Source organism: Echinicola jeungdonensis (genome assembly GCF_030409905.1).
In the GTDB taxonomy this organism is placed as follows: domain Bacteria; phylum Bacteroidota; class Bacteroidia; order Cytophagales; family Cyclobacteriaceae; genus Echinicola; species Echinicola jeungdonensis.
Map to the genome: position 1 here is coordinate 2,948,100 of NZ_JAUFQT010000001.1, position 20,591 is coordinate 2,968,690.

The window sequence follows — 20,591 nt, forward strand, 5'->3', positions numbered from 1 at the left end:
GAGTTTACTCCTCTTTTGGGGTGAGGCTTAAATTAAGATTGCTGAACGTTAAGAAAACTTCTTGCATGTTGGATCTCGGGACGTTCGGATGAAGGGTTTTCTACTAGCTCTAGAAGTTGGTGGTAATATTGTTTAGCTTTTTCCAGATCACCCACCTTTTCAGCTGCTTTTCCTGCTCCATATATACTGTTAAATCTATTGGGGTTTCTTAAAAGAGCCTCTTCATAGGCGACCATTGCTTTTTCAGGCATACCCATTTCAAAATACATATCCCCAAGCATCTCTTTCATGGGAAGTAATTCTCCAGGTGTAATAGGGCTTTTCTCTGTAGCTGCTTCCATTTCTGCTGCCTTTAATAAGGTTTTAAGAGCCTGGTCCTTTTGGTTTTGGGCATAAAAGAGCCAAGCCTCTACAGCTGTTTTTTGAATATTTACCTGTTGGGCCCAGTATTGAGCAGCCCTGTTTTCCTCTAACGTTTTTTTAATGTTTTGCAGTTTTTGTATTGATTCCAGGGATTGTTGCTCATTTCCTTCTCTGGCGGCCCCTATTCCTTTGGCAAAATGGGTCAAGGCCTCAAAGGCAGGGAATTTTTCCCAGGCAAAATGATCAGGGTGACGTTCCGGAAGTTGAGAGGCTTTTTTCCAATCATGGTTTTCTAAGGCAAGCCTTGCTGGAAAGGCAGCAAGCATAAAAGCTGTACCTGCATGAATTTGATAGGGTCCCTGCAAGGTGTCGAGGGTGGCTTTTAATTCTTCAGCCTTTTTGTCCTCCGCCTTTTGTAAATAAGCATATACCAAATAATCTAATGCATGAAAATAATGCCCTGAAACTTGACCTTTATAAGGGTATTTTAAGGCAGCTTCAGCAGACCTGAGGTTCCATTCTATTGACTCGTTCCAGTATCCTAACCGGGTGAAGATATGAGAGGGCATATGGAGGGCATGAGGGATTTCTGGAGCAATTTTGCCATAGTTATTGGCAACTCTTATGGCGTTGGAGGCAAGGGGTGGTACATCATAAGCGTGAATGGCATAGTGGAAACCGCCAGGGTGATCAGGGATGATTTGAAGGGCCATTTCTGCAGTTTTGCCCACTTCTTTTTGGACAGAATAGCTTTTGTCAGCAGGGGAGGCAGTAGCCAACCTGCTTAAGCCGTGAAATAAATCTGCTTCCAGGTCTATCGGGAATTGTTGGTGGACTTCCCTCCAGCCTTTTTCAAATGCCAATAACCTTTCTTTTTCAGTTTTGGTGGCTCCATTTTCATAGTAAGCTGCAATGGTTTTTCCATAACCTGTTTCCTTTTCATCTTTGGCATATTTTAATGCTTTTTGACTTAATTCCCAGCCTTCTTTTAATTCTCCTTTGGAAGGTTCATCGGGCCAGAGGGGGTGAATATAAGTCATCGCTTTTCCCCAATAACCCCAAAAACATTTTGGATCCTTTTCAATAATGTTTTCAAAAGTGTACCGGGCGTCTTCATAAGTCATATGGTGAACCAAGGCCAAGCCAAATTGAATCAAAGAATCGACTGCTGGTCCACAACCTTCGCTAAATTGTACCGTTCCGCACATCGTGTTCGGACTAAGGTAATTACTGTTTAGGGCATCGGTCTCTTGTTGGGATTTTTCCTTGCAAGACGCCAATAGCATCAGCCCTATAAATGAGAGGACAATGAAATATTTCATGGTGTAATAAGGATGGGTTTAAAAGTAAATTTACATATTTAAAATGTAAATAGCTGAAAAATAACGGATTGTATGACGTGGTGTTTTGAGGTGAAAAAATGAAGACAAAAAAATAGCCCATATAATGGGCTATTTGATTATGATTTTCTGGAACCTCTTTTTTTCTTCGGAATCGTTTCATCTTGAATTTCATCGGCAACACCGGCCAAGATCCTTCCGCAGTGTTCACAGACAATGATTTTTTTCTGTTCTCTAATATCCGCTTGTCTTTGAGGAGGGACGATGTTAAAGCAACCGCCGCAGGCACCTCTTTTTACCATTACAACAGCCAATCCGTTTTTGGCATTTTTTCTGATTTTATCGTAAGACTTCAGGATTCTGTCATCGATTTTTTTCGTAGCCTTTTCTCTTTCGGATTTTAATTTGTTCTCTTCAGTCTCGCTTTCTGCCACGATGGTTTTCAATTCCTCGTTTTTGGTGTCAAGATCTTTTTTACGATCCTTAAGCGTTTCATTAAGATCCTCCAAATCCTGCTTTTTCCCCTCAATTCTAGCTTCCGCTTCGCCGATTTTTTTCTTGGAAACCTGGATTTCCAAATCCTGCAGTTCAAGTTCTTTGGTGATGGCGTCATACTCCCGGTTGTTTCTGACATTCATCTGCTGATCTTGGTATTTTTTGATCAACTTTTCAGATTCCTTGATAGCCTCCTTGTGTTTTTTGATTTCCTCTTCCAGGGAGACAATGTCTTTATTGAATTTCTCCAACCGGGTTTCATAGCCGGTTATTTCGTCTTCAAGGTCCTGAACTTCTTCGGGAAGGGCTCCCCTGATTTTAAAAATTGCATCGAGGCGGGAATCGATTGATTGAAGATTATGAATGGCTTCAAGTTTCTGTGCAACTGTACTTTCCATGTACTAAATGTAAGTTATGGGATTTGTAATGACTTTTGTCAAATAGAGTGCAATATTACTAAATTTTTGTGACAATAGCTCCATTAATAATTCTTTTGTATGGATTTCGCTTTCGTAATGCCCGATGTCAGCCAAAACTATCTGATTGTCAGCATCAAAGAATTCGTGGTATTTTATGTCCGAAGTGATGAATATGTCCGCATTTGCTTTTTTTGCTGCTCCTAAAAGAAAAATTCCTGCTCCTCCACAGATAGCTACCCTTTTAATTTGTCGATCCCTGAGAGCGGTAAATTTTATAATATGAAGATTCATGGAGCTCTTTAAATGCTGCAAAAATACTTTTTCATTCATAGGTTGGGGTAATTCTCCGACCATACCTGCCCCCACTTCCTGATGTTCATTTTCCAGGCTTTGCAGATAGTAGGCTACCTCTTCATATGGATGGCTTTTTTTTAAGGCACTTAAGATCTTATTTTTTAAAAAGGCCGGGAAGATTACTTCCACTCTTTTTTCTTGTACCGTTTCAGTTTTTCCCTGAGAACCAATGGTTGGGTTTGAATTTTCAGAGGGCAGAAATGTCCCTTCCCCTAATACTTGAAAACTGCAATTGGAATATTCCCCAATGGATCCAGCCCCAGCTTTATACAATCCCTGTAAAACTTCTTCTGTATTTTCATTGGGGACAAAAACCACCAATTTCATCAAAAGGGAATTTTTCGGAGCCAAAATCCGGGACTTTTCTAAGCCTATTTTTTCTGCGATTTTCCGGTTTACCCCCGTATGGACATGATCCAAATTGGTATGGATGGCATAAATGGCAATATCATTTTTGATGGCTTTAATCACCGTCCTTTCTACGTAATTTTTACCTGTCAAGCTTTTTAATCCCTTGAAGATGATGGGGTGATGTGCCACAATGAGATTACAATTTTTGTCAATTGCATCCTGAACCACCTCTTCAGTAACATCCAGGGTACAAAGTATACCTTTTACCTTATCCTTCGGACTGCCTGTGATCAATTGGGCATTGTCGTAAGATTCCTGATAAGCAGGTGGGGCAATGCTTTCTAAGTAAGAAACTACATCTCTTATCAAATTAACCATATATTTGTATCTAGCTTTGAAATCAAAAATATAAAAAAATATAGGAATGAAGCCCCATCAATTTCTCTTATATCCTTTTTCACTTTTGTATGATGGGCTGACCCGGTTGAGAAACAAGATGTTTGACCGGGGAGTGAAAAAAAGTGTGGTTTTTGAAATCCCAACCATTGTAGTCGGAAACCTGTCTATGGGAGGAACCGGGAAAACTCCAATGGTGGAATTTTTATTGACTGAATTTAGGGAGATGTATGAAGTGGCCATGCTGAGCAGGGGGTATGGCCGGAATACTAAAGGGTTTATTTTGGCTAATTCCCAGTCCACTCCTGAGAAAATTGGAGATGAACCCTATCAGATTTTTCAAAAATTCGGAGAAGAGGTCGCTGTGGCCGTAGGTGAACAAAGGGTGCTCGCCATCCCCAGGATAATTGAAAATAACCCTGCAACCGAACTGTTAGTACTGGATGATGCATTTCAGCACCGTTATGTCAAAGGTGATTTCAATATTTTATTAACTACTTATCAAAAACCCTTTTTCAATGATCATGTACTGCCAATGGGGACCTTGAGGGAAAATCCCAATGGGGCCAAAAGAGCCAATGTGGTAGTGGTAACCAAATGCCCGGATAACCTGGCGGAGAAGGAAAAAAATTACTACATAGAGGGAATCCACCGTTTTACCAAAAAACACTGTCCGGTAGTTTTTGCAAGCTTAAATTATGGCCAGCCGTATAATATTTGGAATGGTGAGCCAGAAGAATTGGAGAGAGTCATTTTGTTAAGTGGCATTGCCAATCCAAAAGTGTTATATGAATACGTTAAAGGTCAGTATGAGTTGCTGGATTTTTTGGAATATGGAGATCATTACAATTATTCCGAAAAAGATGTGGAAGATCTGCTGTTAAAATACAAAGCCCATTTACCTCAAAATACCGCCATCCTAACAACCGAAAAAGATGCGGTAAAACTTAAAGCGGATAAATTCCTAAAATATTTGGGAGAAATTCCGATTTTTGCGTTACCTGTCCAGGTAAAATTCGAGGAGAAGGATAAACATGCCTTATTGGAATTGGCTTCAAAAGCTATAAGGGAAAAAGGATATCAAAGTGAACGTTAAATATTTACTAATAATATTTTTAGGGTTGAGTACTTTTGGGTTTCAATTATTGGCTCAGGATACAAGGCCTCCAGGTGAAGGGGATGCAGAGGACCAGCCCCAGGAAAGAAGAGGCTTGATCGATGATTCTACCAAAATGGTTTATGGCCCTAAAACCTCTTTATACTTTCAGGAAAAGCATCTAAGGTATAATAAAATGAAAAAAATCCCTTTGGATACGGGATTGACAGATTTCCATAATTTTGAACCGGTATTTGACAGCGGTCATAAATATCAGGACCTGGGCAATATTGGTAGTGCAGCACAACCTATTTATTATCAAATCCCGGGATTGATTGGGACAACTTCCGGCTTTGATGTTTATGATTTGTATTACCATTCGCCCGACAGTTTAAGGTATTTTGACACAAAATCCCCTTATACCAAACTGGAAGCTTTTTATGGTGGAGGCAACCGGAATATGCTAAATGTGGAATTTGCCCGAAATGTAACCCCTACTTGGAATTTGGGTTTTAATTTCAACACGATCAGGGCAAGGAAAGTCCTCAATCCCACAGGTAGGGACGATCACATGGTTCAGCAAAATTCCTATTCCCTGCATACTAATTATCAATCTGATAATGGGAAATATTTTTTGTTGGCCAATTTTTCCCGGATGCACCATCTGGTATTTGAACAAGGAGGGATTATACCACCTGAAGTGGATTCCACATCCCGTTATTTTTCTTATGAAGATGCAAAAGTATGGTTGAGGAATTCCAGGGCACTAGACCTAAGGCAAGATTATCATCTTTATCATCAATTTAAGCTACTAAAAGGTTGGGAAATTTATCATGTGTTTGATAAGAAAAAGCAGCTGGTAACCTTTTTCTCAGATTTAACTACCGATGACGCTTTATTTTTTAATGAAAATAGGTTTGTCAGCAATGACACCACTTCCAACCGTCATCATTTTTCTGAATGGAGAAATGAAGCAGGATTCAAGGGGGATTTTGGTCCGGTATATTATAATGCATACGTAAAGTATAGAACAGGCAGGATGGCCAATCAGCACTTTGAAACCAATAATAGCTTCCATGAAGTTTATCTTGGTGGAGCACTGCGAGGGGATATTAATGAGCGTTGGTCTTTTGAAGCAGAGGGGGAGTATTTAATCCCCAATGGTTATAGGCTTAAGGGGGATTTTAATTCACCATTTTTGGAAGTGCATTATACCAAGGCCTTGTACAAGCCCACCTCCATGCAGCAAAAGTACAGGGGGAACCATTACCAATGGGACAATGATTTTTCCAATGTTGGGGTGGATCAGATTAAGGGAACTATTAAGGCCGATTTTACCAGTTTTTCCATCAGACCTGCTTTAACACTCAACAGGGTTAATAATTACATATTCTTTAATGAGGACCAAGTTCCTGAACAAGCCAATGGGGAGGCTTTTATGGTGATTCCTTCCGTAAAAATGGATATTACATTTTGGAAAAAGTTGGTTTGGCAAACTGAAGTAATCCATACCACTATTACAGGAGACAGGGAGGATAATTTTAGGATTCCGGAATTGTTTGCTAGATCAAGGTTGTTTTTTGATGGGCCCATGTTTGACGAAAACCTGTTTATCCAATTTGGGGTAGAGGGGAGGTATCATAGTGATTATTTTGGAGAAGCTTATATGCCGGCTACCCAACAATTTTATTTAAGCGATTTTAATCTTTATGCTTACCCGGTATTAGATGCTTTTGTCAACCTAAGGATCAACCGTGCCAGGGTGCTGTTCAGGTATAACCATGCTAACAGTAATATGCTGGAAGACCCGGGGTACTTTGTAAGTCCCGGATATACAGGATTAAATAGCTTGTTGGATTTAGGAATAAGTTGGTATTTCTTTGATTAGATCATGAAACACTGGGAGGAAAGTACAAAGCAAAAAATGTTAAACCTGCAATTGCCCACGGACCCAAGATGGGCCAATATTGCAGCCATGAATTTGGAAGATATTTTGGTGGATCATGCCTATTGTGAGCAAAAGGCTGCATCTTCCTGTATTTCTTTAATTGTAAGGTATCCGGACCTGGAAAGGTTGGTAGATGTGTTAACCCCTGTGGTTGCCGAAGAATGGGAACACTTTGAAAGGGTGATGAAGCAAATCAGGAAAAGGGGGTATCAATTTGGACGTCCCCGAAAAGATGCCTATGTGATCAAATTGAGTGAATTTGTCCAGAAGGGTGGAGGAAGGATGCAGCAACTATCGGAATTTTTGTTGATGAATGCCCTGATCGAAGCCAGAAGCTGTGAGCGGTTTAAATTGCTTTGGAAAAATATTCAGGATGAGGAATTACAGCAATTTTATTATGAACTGATGGTTTCAGAAGCTGGGCACTACGTGAATTTTATTGACCTGGCAAAGCATTATTATGACCCTGAAAAGGTGAGTCAGCGCTGGAAGGAGTGGTTGGTCTATGAAGCATGGGTATTGAAGGAAATGGAATTTCGTCCGGACAGGATGCATTAATTTTTGGCAAAATTTCCTGATATGATTTTTTGATGACTAAATTAAGGAAAGAGACCTTTTTATTAATTAGGCCTCCGGAATCTTTTTTTGCAAAATGGTTTAAACCATAATATATGAACCTGATTGAAAATATTCGGGAAGCAATCCGGTCTATTCGGTCAAATTTACTGAGAACAATTTTGACCGGTTTGATCATTGCCATTGGGATTACTTCTTTAGTGGGGATGCTTACAGCTATTGATGGAATGAAAGCCCAGATTGAGGAAAGTTTTTCAGGTTTTGGAGCTAACAATTTTGATGTTCAATCAAAGGGCCGAAGTGGAAGAAGGGTAATGAGGGAAGGAGTGGAGGAGAAAATATACCCTCCGGTCAATTACCGGAATGCAGTTGATTTTAAGGAAGCTTACAGTGAAAGAGGAGTGGCGACTGTCCATTGTTCACTTACAGGGGCTGCAGAAATCAAAAGGGGTTCAAAGACAACCAACCCCAACACCCGAATTACAGGCGGGGATGAAAATTATTTGTTGATAAAGGGAATTGCTATAGAAAATGGCCGGAACTTCAGTAATGTAGAGGTCAGGTATGGTAATAATGTATGCCTATTAGGTAGTGAAATAGTTGAAACTTTGTTTGAGTCCCATGAAGACCCTATAGGCCAGTATGTGACTTTTTATGGGAATCGGTACAAGATTGTAGGTGTGCTTGAGGAACAAGGGACAGTAGGAGGAGATTCGGGTGTTGATCGCAACATTATAATTCCTGTTGAAAATGCAACCCGGCAAGATCAAACTGGAAATTTCAGGTACGATATAACAGTTTTAGTAAGTGATCCGGCAAAGTTGGATTATGAAATGGGGCAGGCTACCGGCATCATGAGAAAGATCCGCCGGGATAGGGTAGGAGAGGAAAATTCCTTTGAGGTGGTAAAATCAGAAACCATTGGTGAAAGTCTGGAAGAGGTTGCCGGCTATTTGAGAATAGGAGGATTTAGCATTGGTTTCATAACCTTGTTGGGAGCTGCAGTTGGTTTGATGAATATTATGTTGGTATCCGTAACAGAAAGGACCAGAGAAATAGGCGTGAGGAAGGCTCTAGGTGCTACCCCTTTAAGGATTCGGCAGCAATTTTTAATTGAGGCTATTATGATTTGTGTGTTAGGAGGAACATTGGGCGTTGTTTTGGGTATTGCCATCGGCAATATTGTAGCCAGTTTGGTAGGCCCCGGCGGTTTTTTGGTGCCATGGGTTTGGTTGGTCATGGCCTTTGTAGTATGTATTTTAGTGGGGTTGGTTTCAGGGTTAATTCCTGCCTACAAAGCAAGTCGGCTGGATCCCATTGAGGCCTTGAGGTATGAATAAAAAATTTTTTTAAGAAAAGTATTTCAGGAAGTGAGGTTTCTCACCTCCTGAGCTGTTTTAAAATTAAACAACATCGGTTTTTCTCGGGTCAGGCCCATATTTGTTTTTTCCCAACTCTCCTTTTTTCATGGCCAGATATACAAACCCAATAAGGTTTACAGGAGGTGGGATCAAAAGGTAAAGCGCATATTTCCAATCTAAGCCTATGTCATGTAATCGCTTGATGGCCTGAACCAGTAGCAATACAATCGTGGCGATCAGAATTATGCCGAAAATGATTAGGGTTAGCCAGTTTTGTTGCCTAATGGACTCGTACATCAACATTAAGCAGAGCAAATTGATAAAGTAAAAAACAACAAAAAGCACCAGGTATTTTCTTCTTGTAATCCTTCCTGTTGGCTCTAAGATGGTTTTCATGGTCTATGGGGTTAATGTTATCATTAAAACAATAATATACAAAATATTATATGTTTTTCCCCAAATAAGATAAAAAAAGGGAATTAACCTTTATTCATTCATTTATGTGTGTTTTTCATACAGTATTTCTGGTTCAAGAACCTCAACAGTGCCTTTTTCATTGATTTCATTCAAGGTCACTTTTTTGATTTCATTGATCAGTAATGGGTCAAATTTAGCTGAAATTCTGATGTAATTTTCGGTGAATCCATGCATTTTTCCATCTTCCACATCATCTTCAAACAGCACATCAAAGTCACCTTTCAGGTTTTCTTCGTAAAACTTCCTTCTCTTCTTCTCAGATAGAATGCGGAGCATTTTTGATCTTTCGTGCCGTTTTTTCATGGGGACAACCTCTTTCATTTCAACTGCACGGGTGTTTGCTCTTTCGGAATAGGTGAAAACATGCAAATAAGAAACAGGTAATTCGTTTAAGAAGTTGTAGGTCTCCAGGAAATGTTCATCTGATTCTCCGGGGAAGCCCACAATAATGTCTACCCCAATACAACAATGGGGCATCAATTGCTTGATCTTTTGTACCCTGTCCACGTATAGTTCTCGCAAATAACGTCTTCCCATTTTTCTTAGGATGGGATTGCTTCCGGATTGCAATGGAATGTGGAAATGCGGAACAAATCGCTTGGATTGAGAAACAAATTCTATAGCCTCATTGGTAAGCAGGTTAGGTTCAATAGAAGATATCCTAAACCTGTCAATGCCTTCGATTTCATCCAAAGCTTTGATAAGGTCAATGAATTTTTCTTTTCTTCTGCCATCCTGAATTCCAAAATCCCCGATATTAACTCCGGTCAAAACAACTTCTTTGACATCAGTTTGGGCAATTTCACGGGCACTTTCAAGGATATTGGCAATGCTATCACTACGGCTTTTCCCCCTGGCCAATGGAATAGTGCAGAAAGCACAGCCATAATTACAGCCATCCTGAACTTTTAGGAATGTTCTAGTTCTATCATGTAGTGAGAAGGCATTATTAAAGGATGTTGCTTCCTGGATTTCTGAAGCAAGCACTTTGGTTTCCTGTTCTTTGGCAAATCCGTCCAGTAATTCTATCAAACGGAATTTTTCAGCCGCCCCAAGTACTGCATCCACACCTTTAATAGTGGAAATTTCCTTTGGTTTTAATTGGGCATAACATCCTATAATGGCTACATAGGAATTGGGGGAGATTTTTTTAGCTTCCTTGACAATCTTTTTACACTTTTTGTCGGCATTTTCTGTCACCGAACATGTATTAATAATGAAGATGTCCGGATTATCCTCAAACCCCACTTTTTGATAGCCCTTGTCTTCAAACTTCCTACTGATGGTGGAAGTTTCAGAATAATTGAGCTTACATCCTAATGTATAAAATGCAACCTTTTTCAAATTTAATCCTTTGATTTATATGAATGATGAGCAAAGTTAAGGATATTATTCCAGTTTTCCATTTCTACTAAATTTTAAGGAATTTCTGTAAAAGTGGTCTATTTCGTGACTAATTCGGGTTGTTTTGGGGTGAAAAATGTATAATTTTCAAGAAATGGCTTAAAAAAATACGTTTTTTCTTTTTATTTCAGATTTTTGCTTATCTTCGCTACTGTTTTTAAACCACATTAAAAAAACATGGCAACTTTACGACAACAATCTCTGATGATGGTTCAATCGAGAGAAAAGGTTTCTTTCGAAGCTCCATCTACAAAAATTTCAGATTATTTTGGTTCTGAGATATTCAGCTTGGCTGAAATGAAAGAATCATTGGCCCCTTCTGTTTACAAAAAAGTAAGTGTGGCCATAGAAAAAGGTACAAAAATTGACTCTTCCAGTGCGGAAGAGGTAGCTAATGCAGCAAAAGCTTGGGCCCTTGCTAAGGGTGTTACCCACTATACTCACTGGTTCCAACCTTTGACGGGTTCTACTGCAGAAAAACATGATACTTTCTTCGATGCCCTGTCTAACATCGAGAAATTCAAAGGATCTGCATTGGTGCAACAGGAGCCAGATGCTTCATCTTTCCCTCATGGAGGTATCAGAACTACTTTTGAAGCCAGAGGTTATACCGCATGGGATCCTAGTTCTCCCATGTTCATCCTTGAAAATACGCTTTGTATCCCAACTATCTTCGTTTCTTTTACTGGTGAAGCGTTAGATTATAAGACTCCTTTGTTGAAGTCTATGGATGCAGTAAACAATGCTGCTGTTTCTATCTGCCAGTTGTTTGATAGAAATGTAAAGAAAGTGACCCCTTCTTTGGGTGTTGAGCAAGAGTACTTTGTGATCGACAAGGCTTTGTTTGCTGCCCGCCCTGACTTGGTAATGTCAGGAAGAACGGTATTTGGCCATAACCCTGCAAGAGGCCAACAATTGGATGATCACTACTTTGGTTCCATCCCTTCCAGGGTTAAGTCTTTTATGAAGCACTTCGAAATAGAATCTTGGAAACTTGGTATTCCAGTTTCTACCCGACACAATGAGGTAGCTCCAGGGCAGTTCGAAGTAGCTCCTGTATTTGAAGAAATCAACAAAGCCACTGACCACAACCAATTGTTGATGGATTTGATGGACAAAGTTGCTGATCTGCATAACCTGAAAGTACTTTTCCATGAAAAACCATTTGCAGGCCTAAACGGTAGTGGTAAGCACAATAACTGGTCATTGATCACCGATACTGGCATCAACTTGTTCCAACCTAGCAACTCTGCTAGAGAAAACCTTCAATTCCTGACATTCTTGGTAGCCACAATCAAGTCTGTTCATGACCATGCAGACCTGCTAAGAGCAAGTATTGCATCTGCAGGTAACGATTTTAGATTGGGTGCCAACGAGGCTCCTCCAGCCATTATCTCCGTATTCTTGGGTTCAACGCTTTCTGCAGTGTTGGATGAATTGGAGGAAAACGGTAATATCAAGATCGAAAAAGGTGACAATATGTACATGAAACTTGGAATCAATAAAATTCCAGAAATCATATTGGACAACACCGATAGAAATAGAACTTCTCCATTTGCCTTTACCGGTAACAAGTTTGAATTTAGAGCTGTAGGTTCTTCTTCAAACGTCGCTGGACCAATGACCGCCTTGAACGTGATTGTTGCGGATACGCTTCAAAATATGCACAAGGATATCCAGGAAGAAATCGATAAAGGAAGCGAAAAGAAAATTGCTATTGTAAATGTGCTTAGAAATTACATTAAAGAGAGCAAGAAAGTAAGATTCGAAGGAGACGGCTACTCTGAAGCTTGGGAAAAAGAAGCTGAAAAGAGAGGTCTTTCCAACCTGAAGAGTACTCCATTTGCTCTTAAGGTTTTGTTGGAGAAGAGTGTAAAAGATTTGTACGAAAAACATGGTGTATTGGACGAAAGAGAATTGCATGCTAGACATGAAATTCGTCTTGAAAACTATATCATGAAGGTACAGATTGAATCTCGTGTAATGGGTGATCTTGCATTGAACCACATCATCCCAACCGCAATCCAATACCAAAACAAGCTGATCGAAAATGCTAATGGCCTTAAAGGTCTAGGTTTGGACACTAAAGCAGCTGTGTTGACCATCAACGAAATCAGCAAGCATATTGAAGCTTTGAAGGAAAATGTCCTGGCTATGATTGATGCCAGAAGAAGACTAAACAAGGAAGAGAATATTGCGAAGAAAGCTGAAGGATATAGCACAGATGTTAAAGATGCTTACTTCGACAAAATCCGTTATGCAGCCGATAAGCTTGAATTGTTCGTAGATGACGAATTTTGGCCATTGGTGAAATACAGAGAAATGTTGTTTTTGAGATAATCTAAATCTCAAAAATCAAACATAAAAACTGCCGGGTATTGAAATGTACCCGGCTTTTTTTATGGCTTTTTTTGATTTTTTAATGGTATATAGAAAGTGGTATTGCCTATTAAGATTGCTGCAAAATTACCTTTTGCAAAATAAGCAGTGAAAATTATTGAAAATTAGTTAATAGGAAACGGAGGACTTTCTACAGCTACCTTGCTTCAAAGTTTAAATTCAAATAATTTGGATGGCAGAAATGTAATTCCTTAAGGGGAATTGGATTGGGTGAATTCCTCCCAGGAATATCAAAGGTAGGTTTAAAGAATAATGGCATTGCGTCAAAATATTAAAGGGAAGCCTTATTAATAAAGTTTTATGGGGCTCATTTATCGCGCCAATTGAAGCATAGCTATTCAAATCAAGCTGATTTATTAACATCATTCCCCCTTTATTCATAAGGGTCATATTGGTTCAGTTTGGCCAATTCCATATAAAGGTCCGCCACTTTTTCGGTAACTGCCTTAAAATACCTTTCACCTTTGTCACTAGTAGATGCTTTTGGGTTTCCTACCCCAGTGTCTTTTGTTACTCTTGACCACTTTCTTTCGGACCAAGCCCATCCTTCCCTGATGCCCTCAACCTGGGATGGTCGCTCTTCTCCAGGGCCAGCTTCTTTCAAGGGGAGAACTAGCTTAGGGTGCAGGTACAGCATAAGGCTGGTTTCCAACTCATCAGCATGGTCCCCATCATATTTAAAAAATTGGGACCTATCTATGGATCTTGACCAATTGCAAGTTGCCAAAAACATTTCTTGGTGTCTTAACCCCACCTCTCTAAGTAATGTTTTAAAGTCATTTCCCCCATGGCTGTTCAAGATCAGGAGTTTCCTTACCTTCTGCCTTTCCAATACTTCTGCCAGGTCATTGATAATGGCCAATTGGGTGCTAGGATTAAGGTTCATATCCAAGAAAATATCTTGTTGACCGGTATTTACCCCAAATGGAATATTGGGAAGAATGATGATTTTAGCGCCCTTTCCATAGGCAATCCTTCCTGCTTCCGCTGCCACTGCTTCTGATTCAAAATTATCTGTACCATAGGGGAGGTGGTAATTGTGGGCTTCGGTAGCCCCCCAAGGTAATATAGCCAGATCAATTGTGGCGTTTTTAAGTTCTTTCCAATTGGTTTCTGCTAAAATATAAGGTCTCATTTCAAATAAAGGTTTCTATTTAGACAATGCAATTGGTGTCTAAGTAGGAAAATGTTTCAATAAATTGGTGGATATTATTGTGAAATTGAAAATTCACCTCACCAGAAAGAATTAATTATTTTGCTGACGAGACTATGGAAGCTGTTCATCAATTTTGGTAATGAATGCTCACCCGGTTAATTTCGTTTTAATATAAACAATTCTATCCATTAGATTCAAGAGGAAAGGTCAATAATGGTTCAGTAATTATTTAATAAATAAAAGTGAGGTAGGGTAATTAAAATTTTATTCCTAGTTTAATTTTTGCTACTTATTCTATAGCATTTGGGAAATATGAGGATCAATTCCACTTTTTGCCCAACATATTTTATCTTAGCGAACCATTTATTGAACTGTATTTATGAAAGGGATCATTTTAGCAGGAGGGTCAGGTACCCGTTTGTACCCATTAACAATTGCAGTAAGCAAGCAACTTATGCCTGTTTATGACAAACCTATGATTTATTACCCACTGTCAGTATTGATGATGGCAGGGATCAGGGAAATATTGATTATTACCACCCCTGAGGACTCCAAAGCATTTCAGCAGTTGTTGGGTGATGGTTCCCATTTGGGATGTTCCTTTTCATATGCCATTCAACCACGTCCCGAAGGCTTGGCGCAAGCTTTTGTGATTGGGGAAGAATTTATTGGAAATGATAAGGTGGCCTTAATACTAGGGGATAATATATTTTACGGATCTGGCCTACAGGAGAACTTGATGAAACATACCTCTCCAGAAGGAGGGATTGTTTTTGCCTACCATGTGAATGATCCCCAACGCTATGGGGTGGTGCAGTTTGACGAAAATAAAAAAGCCATTAGTATAGAGGAAAAGCCTCAAAATCCACGTTCCAATTTTGCTGTTCCCGGATTGTATTTTTACGATAACCAAGTGGTAGGAATTTCCAAACAAATTCAACCCAGCCCCAGAGGGGAATTGGAAATCACAGATATCAATAATGCCTACCTTAAGGAAGGGAAGCTTCAAGTGGCCATTTTATCCAGAGGCACCGCTTGGCTGGATACGGGTACTCACCAATCTTTATTGCAAGCTGGACAGTTTGTGGAAGTGATCGAAGAACGACAGGGGCTTAAAATTGGCTGTATTGAAGAAATCGCCCATCGTAAAGGCTACATTGATAAGGAACAACTGCTTCGGTTGGCAGAAAAATTGGGAAAAAGCGGTTACGGAACTTATTTGAAAAGATTAGTTCTATAAGATTCTTTTTATAGTTTAAGCCAATTATTGGGCCTTTTTCCAAAATGGGCGACCATACAAATACCTTCTAACCGTAAATTGTACTTGGAAAAGGGATGTCATTGGCCCTATTATGACCGGAATTTCCATCCAGTTGATCTGAGAAGCTGGTTAAAATACTCCCTTCCACACCTAGGTCCCAATTTGGGGCGGGAGCATAAAAGCCTCCTCCACGCAACGGAATGTAAAAGCTACCCTTCTTTTCTTCTGTTATTTGGTCACCACCTCCTTGATATACAGTCTGCTCTCGGGACACGTGCATAAAACCGATGCCTAAGCCTCCAAAGAAATTGAATCTTTTTCTTTCCATATGTCTTGCGTATGGGTATAAATAAAATTCCGGCATTATATCTAAGAAGATTGCATTTCCGGAAAAGGAATAAGCATGACCTTCCTCACCCCATTCAATAGCCTTTTCTTGCCCGGTATAATTTCCGCTTGAAAGGAACTGAAAGTCAGTTGATGCTCTTAATTTCATTCCAGGGGTGATTTTTTTTACATAGGCCAATGAAAAAGCAGGATCGATTGAAAAGTCAAATTTCCCATAAACTCCACCATTATCTGCATACATAAAGGAAGGCCCGATGCCAAAATGGATTTGATGGTCCCTTGGTGCCCAATCATTTTGAGAATATTGGGCAATTGCCGGACAACAGCTAAAAATCAGAAAAACAAGGCCTATATATACAAATTTCGTCCACATGATAGAGAGGTTTTAGGAGCTTTTATACTTTTATAACGTTAAAAACCCATTAAAGTCATATAAAAAGGTAAAAAGTCCTTTGGATAAGAGATTTTTTATAATGGATTTGCATATATTTTGCAATAATCAGGCCATGGTATGAATTTAAAATTTAAGTTATGGTGTAGAGGCCTAGTAGAACTTTGTATTGATAATATTTAGGTTTGAAGGGAAAGCAGTAAAAATAATAATTTACCACCATCAGAGAATTAACTACCTGTATTGATGGGTAATTGTTTTTTGTTATTCCTGATTTTTACTTTTAGGTGTTTATCTTAAAAATGTAAAGTATATTCCTTTTTTCGGAAATGTTCGGATAGAGTTGTGTCATCCCATTGGATACCTTTTTGGGATAGGAAAAATAAAGGGAAAATTAGAACCATTTCCCCTTTTTAAAATAACGGAGTATCAATAGGGTAATCAAAAAGAAAATTAACCATACTCCCCAATACCCATATTTCCATTGTAACTCAGGCATAAATTGAAAGTTCATGCCGTAAATTCCTGCAATAAAAGTTAAGGGGATAAAAATAGTAGTGATGATTGTTAGGGTCTTCATGACATCATTTTGCTTGACGCTAAGTTGGGTCATATATATTTCAGCAAGGTTGGTCATGGTTTCTCTTTGAATTTCTAATTCTTCCAGGATTTCAATGGTGTTTTCATAGATGTCCTTGATGAAGGTTAAGGTTTTTTTTTGATCAAGGGGTGTTCTGATTTTTTCCAAGCAGATAATATTTCCCGCATAGGCCAGGTGTACTTTTTTACCTCCCGAATAATTTTTCTATTCAGTTATATGTTTTTTAGCCTTAGGGGCTGGCCAGAAATGATGAGCTCATCTCCAGTTTTTTCAATTGCATCATTGATCATCTCTAAAACCTCATAATATTGATCCACTATGGTGTCAAGGAAAGTATAGGTAAAATAGTCGGTTCCCAGCTTCCTCATTTTTCCTGATGGGTTTTCTAGTCTTGTCCTTATATTATCAAAAATATCCTCAGAAGTTTCCTGATGTCTATTCCGGCGATGCTGGGCCAGTGTTTCCGGCGTATACTGGGCCACGGATTCCGGGAATCATTGGGCCACTTTCCAAGTGCAATAATAGGGTTAAAATTTAATTGTCCAACTTCTTTTTGCTTCTCATGGATTCTCCTTCCAGTTCTATCCTATGTGAGGAGTATACGAGCCTGTCGAGCACGGCATCTGCAATGCTGTCATCACCAATGGTTCCATGCCATTGGCTGACCGGTATCTGTGATGCAATGATCGTTGAACTTTTCTCATAGCGGTCTTCCATGATGTCCATAAGGGCAATCCTGGCCTGCCCATCCATCGGGGCCAGACCAAAGTCGTCCAAGATGAGCACATTGGTTTTTTCGAGCTTTTTGAGCAGTTTATGGTAGGTACCTTCCAGCTTGGCCAATCTTACCGCATCAAAAAACCTGGCCGTATTGTAATAAAGCGTCCTGAACCTGTGCTGGCAGGCCCTGACCCCAAGACACTGGGCCAGGTAACTTTTCCCGGATCCGGTGGCCCCGGTAAGGATGATGTTCGTCCGGTTTTTGATGAAGGCCAGTCCGAGCAATCTCTCAAACAGCCCCCTGTCCAGGTTACGGGAGTTATGGTAATCAATGTCAGTTGCTGCAGCGGCCTGTTTAAACCCTGCCTGACGTATGAGGTTGTCTATGCTTTTGTTCTGCCTGTACTCCCATTCGCTGTCCACTAGAAAGGCCAACAGTTCGTCGGCCGACATGTCCTGATAGAGATGTTCTGTCAGATTCTTGTGGTAAAGTTCCGCCATGGTACCCATGCGCATCTGTTTCATTTTTTCAATGGTGTTGTGTTCGTTCATAATTCATTTGGTTGGGATATTATAATTCGTTTCATCAAGAGGGCGGCCTGTCAGCTGTAGGAGCCCCTGATGTTCTTGTGACCCGGGGTTAAATGATCCTTGGCAGGAGGCAGTTCCTCGAGGTCCATTTTGTTTTTAAGTATCCTTTCAAGGGTATGGTAGGAGGCTTTTTCGAAGCCCAGTGCCCGTTTACAGGCCCTTTCCAGACGCTCCTGTCCATAGCTTTTCAAGAAGGAAAGAATCCCCTGTGCCTGTTTGTAGCCGATTTCGGGATAGGTGTACTGGCCGATCAACGTTCCGATATACTCCTGGGTGTTCGGACCAACTTTTTGTGCCCTCCGGTCAAAGTATTCCGGGCTCCAGTCATTGTAGTATTGGTGGTTGCTGGGCATATGTTCCCCGATGGTGATGTACTGGCCTTGCCGGGAAGCCCTTTTGTGGGATGCGATCCGCTCCTGACGGTAAAATATCTCCACGGTGTTCCGGTTGTACTGTAACTCCACGCTCTTGCCCATATAGCGATAGGGACAGCTATAATAGTTTTTGTCCTCTCCCAGGTAAACATGGGAGGATTTCTGGACGGTGGCCTTTTTATAATAACGGATGCTGTAGATGCTTTTGGGAAGGGGCTGCAGGAACTCCTTTTCGATGTCCAAAAACTGGCTTCGCCTGCTGCCCTGTCCATGGCTGAGCAGGTAGTCATTGTACTCCTCCAGTTTTTCTGCAATGGCCGCATTGAGCTCCTCCAGGCTGAAGAAGGTATGGTTGCCCAAGGGGTAATAGATCCGTTGGTAGACCAGGGTGACCGAACGCTCCACGAGTGATTTGTCCTGCGGGCTATAGGGCCGGGCAGGATCAAGGGCGCAGCCGTAATGGAGGCCAAAATCCGAAAAGGTCTTGTTGAGGACCGGGGCATATTTTGAGGCCTTGTCCACTGCTGATTTGAGATTGTCAGGGACGACGGCATAGGGTACCCCGCCCATCCAGCCCAGACAATAGACCAGACAGCTGATAAAATCCTCCCGTTTTTGGCTGGGCACCGCCCTTATGTAAGTGTACTGGCTGCAGGGCAGGACACCAACAAAAACCTCTACGGCTATCTGCTCCCCAGTCCGGCGGTCAACGTAGTGCAGCTTCTTTCCGCAAAAGTCCACGAAAAGCTTTTCCCCGGCACGGTGGGACAGCTTGCCACTGGCGTTGTTGCGCTTCTTCCATTGCCGGTAGTGCCAGGTGAACTGGCTGTATTTATAGCCTTCCGGATTTTGGGAGATATATTCCTTCCACAGTACCTGCAGGGTACAGCCGGGCTTTTTCATCTCCCCGTCGATGTGGGGAAAACACCCCGAGAGATGCTCATAACGTTCCTTTTCGGTCTGCCCTGTCTCGGTGAAAAGTTCCTGTAGATCTTTGCCGTCAAGGGAGAGCAGTTCCCCGTACCCAAGGGAAAGATCCCTGAAACGCCTGACATAACTGTCAACGGTCTTTCGGTTGACGCCCAATAGGTCTGCCACTTTTCGGTTGCTAAGCCCCTTCTGCTTGAAGGTGATCAAACTTCTTAAATCCATGATGTCTATTCTTTGTCCTGCCATGTAGTTGCTGTTATTCGACTACAAGGCTAATAACTTATCATGGAAAGTGGCCCAATGACCTCCGGTACCAAACAGCTCGGGAATCCTAAAATGGCCCAGTGACCTCCGGAAAACCGACTCTATTTTTGGCCCAGTGATTCCCGGAATGGCTGGCCCGCTATCACCGTAAACCGTGGCCCAGTGACCTCCGTTTTAGACACCTGAAACGAAATGGTAAAATTATGTCCGAAAAGCAAACTGATATGTTTCGTATGGATTTCATGAAGCCCGGATTTAGAATAAACCATTTTGGAACATATCAATATAAAATCTGCTGTTTCTTCTATTTTTGGCCTTTGGTCTGTATTTAATATATCCTCAACAAATAGGGGGGATGTTGAATATTTCCGCCAATTGATTGTTGGTTTCCAGGTTATTGAAGCTGGTGATATTGAGCCAAAACTTATGTTCCTATTGGTGTAAAAAATCCATCAGTAGGGAAGAATCTTTAATAAGTTGTTTTTCAAAAAAATGATCCCTGTAAAGGTAAAGTTCCAGGGACGTTTTGGGAGAGGAATAATAAGTAGTCATTTACTTATTCTTTTTCTTTTAGGTCGAAAGTTTTTAATACCTCCAGTAATTTTTTGTGAGTAAGTGGCTTTTCAATAAAGCCAGATACGCAGGGGTATTCCTCTGATTTTTTTCGGTCTTGAAAATCAATAGAACTGGATAACATGACGATAACATCCTTTCTGTTTTGGCATTTTTCCAAATACAATTTTAAAAAATCCCACCCATTCATCACAGGCATGTTAATATCCAATAATATTAATAGTTTTTTTTGAGATGAGGTTTCTAAAATGGCATTGAGAGCATTTTCAGCTTCCAGATATTCTTCCACCTCGGAATTAAACTCAAGTTTACTGATTAACCTTTTATTGATTAGGTTGTTGATGGGATCGTCGTCTATTAAAACAATTGAATCAAATGATTGCATCAATCGTACCGTTAGGA

At 40.5% G+C, this 20,591-nt stretch carries 18 protein-coding genes; 6 read left to right on the forward strand and 12 right to left on the reverse strand.

Annotated features, from left to right (window positions below; all coding sequences use genetic code 11):
• Window positions 1–32 precede the first annotated feature (32 nt).
• The 3 genes from QWY93_RS12285 to QWY93_RS12295 form a co-directional block, all read right to left on the reverse strand.
• On the reverse strand, window positions 33–1,685 hold the full coding sequence (locus tag QWY93_RS12285) for a tetratricopeptide repeat protein (protein WP_290248555.1): 1,653 nt from the start codon (window positions 1,683–1,685) through the stop codon (window positions 33–35).
• Between the two features lie 137 nt (window positions 1,686–1,822).
• Window positions 1,823–2,596 (reverse strand): zinc ribbon domain-containing protein, encoded by a 774-nt coding sequence (locus tag QWY93_RS12290; RefSeq protein ID WP_290248556.1) that lies wholly within the window; start codon window positions 2,594–2,596, stop codon window positions 1,823–1,825.
• 3 nt (window positions 2,597–2,599) lie between these two features.
• On the reverse strand, window positions 2,600–3,700 hold the full coding sequence (locus tag QWY93_RS12295) for a Nif3-like dinuclear metal center hexameric protein (protein WP_290248557.1): 1,101 nt from the start codon (window positions 3,698–3,700) through the stop codon (window positions 2,600–2,602).
• A gap of 46 nt (window positions 3,701–3,746) precedes the next feature.
• On the opposite strand from QWY93_RS12295, the gene lpxK reads away from it, so the two are divergent.
• The 4 genes from lpxK (at window position 3,747) to QWY93_RS12315 (ending at window position 8,678) form a co-directional block, all read left to right on the forward strand.
• Window positions 3,747–4,814, forward strand: coding sequence for a tetraacyldisaccharide 4'-kinase (gene lpxK, locus QWY93_RS12300; RefSeq protein WP_290248558.1), 1,068 nt, complete (start codon window positions 3,747–3,749; stop codon window positions 4,812–4,814).
• On the forward strand, window positions 4,804–6,702 hold the full coding sequence (locus QWY93_RS12305; RefSeq protein WP_353959639.1) for a putative porin: 1,899 nt from the start codon (window positions 4,804–4,806) through the stop codon (window positions 6,700–6,702). Before lpxK ends, QWY93_RS12305 begins: the two co-directional genes overlap by 11 nt.
• Before the next feature lie 36 nt (window positions 6,703–6,738).
• Entirely contained in the window at window positions 6,739–7,320 is a 582-nt protein-coding gene (locus QWY93_RS12310) for a MiaE family protein (protein WP_290248559.1), read from the forward strand.
• Window positions 7,321–7,433: 113 nt separating this feature from the next.
• Window positions 7,434–8,678: an ABC transporter permease gene (locus QWY93_RS12315; RefSeq protein WP_290248560.1), complete on the forward strand. Its 1,245-nt coding sequence runs from the start codon at window positions 7,434–7,436 to the stop codon at window positions 8,676–8,678.
• 63 nt (window positions 8,679–8,741) lie between these two features.
• On the opposite strand, the gene QWY93_RS12320 is transcribed toward QWY93_RS12315, so the two are convergent.
• Together QWY93_RS12320 and mtaB are read right to left on the reverse strand one after the other, a co-directional pair.
• Entirely contained in the window at window positions 8,742–9,095 is a 354-nt protein-coding gene (locus QWY93_RS12320; RefSeq protein WP_290248561.1) for a DUF805 domain-containing protein, read from the reverse strand.
• 102 nt (window positions 9,096–9,197) lie between these two features.
• The gene (mtaB, locus tag QWY93_RS12325; RefSeq protein WP_290248562.1) at window positions 9,198–10,520 is read right to left on the reverse strand and encodes a tRNA (N(6)-L-threonylcarbamoyladenosine(37)-C(2))-methylthiotransferase MtaB; all 1,323 of its coding nucleotides are present in this window, start codon (window positions 10,518–10,520) and stop codon (window positions 9,198–9,200) included.
• A 237-nt stretch (window positions 10,521–10,757) separates the two neighbouring features.
• On the opposite strand from mtaB, the gene QWY93_RS12330 reads away from it, so the two are divergent.
• Window positions 10,758–12,920 (forward strand): glutamine synthetase III family protein, encoded by a 2,163-nt coding sequence (locus QWY93_RS12330; protein ID WP_290248563.1) that lies wholly within the window; start codon window positions 10,758–10,760, stop codon window positions 12,918–12,920.
• A gap of 433 nt (window positions 12,921–13,353) precedes the next feature.
• Here QWY93_RS12330 and QWY93_RS12335 read toward each other — a convergent pair whose 3' ends face one another.
• Window positions 13,354–14,115 carry a creatininase family protein gene (locus QWY93_RS12335; RefSeq protein WP_290248564.1) on the reverse strand — a complete coding sequence of 254 codons (762 nt, stop codon included), beginning with the start codon at window positions 14,113–14,115 and terminating at the stop codon, window positions 13,354–13,356.
• Between the two features lie 400 nt (window positions 14,116–14,515).
• On the opposite strand from QWY93_RS12335, the gene rfbA reads away from it, so the two are divergent.
• Window positions 14,516–15,376: a glucose-1-phosphate thymidylyltransferase RfbA gene (rfbA, locus tag QWY93_RS12340; protein WP_290248565.1), complete on the forward strand. Its 861-nt coding sequence runs from the start codon at window positions 14,516–14,518 to the stop codon at window positions 15,374–15,376.
• Between the two features lie 67 nt (window positions 15,377–15,443).
• Here the strand turns inward: rfbA and QWY93_RS12345 are convergent, their stop codons facing one another.
• The 6 genes from QWY93_RS12345 to QWY93_RS12370 form a co-directional block, all read right to left on the reverse strand.
• On the reverse strand, window positions 15,444–16,118 hold the full coding sequence (locus tag QWY93_RS12345; RefSeq protein ID WP_290248567.1) for a hypothetical protein: 675 nt from the start codon (window positions 16,116–16,118) through the stop codon (window positions 15,444–15,446).
• Between the two features lie 412 nt (window positions 16,119–16,530).
• Window positions 16,531–16,884 carry a CorA family divalent cation transporter gene (locus QWY93_RS12350; protein ID WP_290248568.1) on the reverse strand — a complete coding sequence of 118 codons (354 nt, stop codon included), beginning with the start codon at window positions 16,882–16,884 and terminating at the stop codon, window positions 16,531–16,533.
• A gap of 65 nt (window positions 16,885–16,949) precedes the next feature.
• Window positions 16,950–17,219 (reverse strand): magnesium transporter CorA family protein, encoded by a 270-nt coding sequence (locus tag QWY93_RS12355; protein ID WP_290248570.1) that lies wholly within the window; start codon window positions 17,217–17,219, stop codon window positions 16,950–16,952.
• Window positions 17,220–17,271: 52 nt separating this feature from the next.
• A complete protein-coding gene (gene istB, locus QWY93_RS12360) occupies window positions 17,272–18,009 on the reverse strand; it encodes an IS21-like element helper ATPase IstB (protein WP_290246277.1) in 738 nt (245 codons plus the stop codon).
• Between the two features lie 50 nt (window positions 18,010–18,059).
• Window positions 18,060–19,598 (reverse strand): IS21 family transposase, encoded by a 1,539-nt coding sequence (istA, locus tag QWY93_RS12365; RefSeq protein ID WP_290246278.1) that lies wholly within the window; start codon window positions 19,596–19,598, stop codon window positions 18,060–18,062.
• A 574-nt stretch (window positions 19,599–20,172) separates the two neighbouring features.
• Entirely contained in the window at window positions 20,173–20,574 is a 402-nt protein-coding gene (locus QWY93_RS12370) for a response regulator (RefSeq protein WP_290248571.1), read from the reverse strand.
• Between the last annotated feature and the right edge of the window lie 17 nt (window positions 20,575–20,591).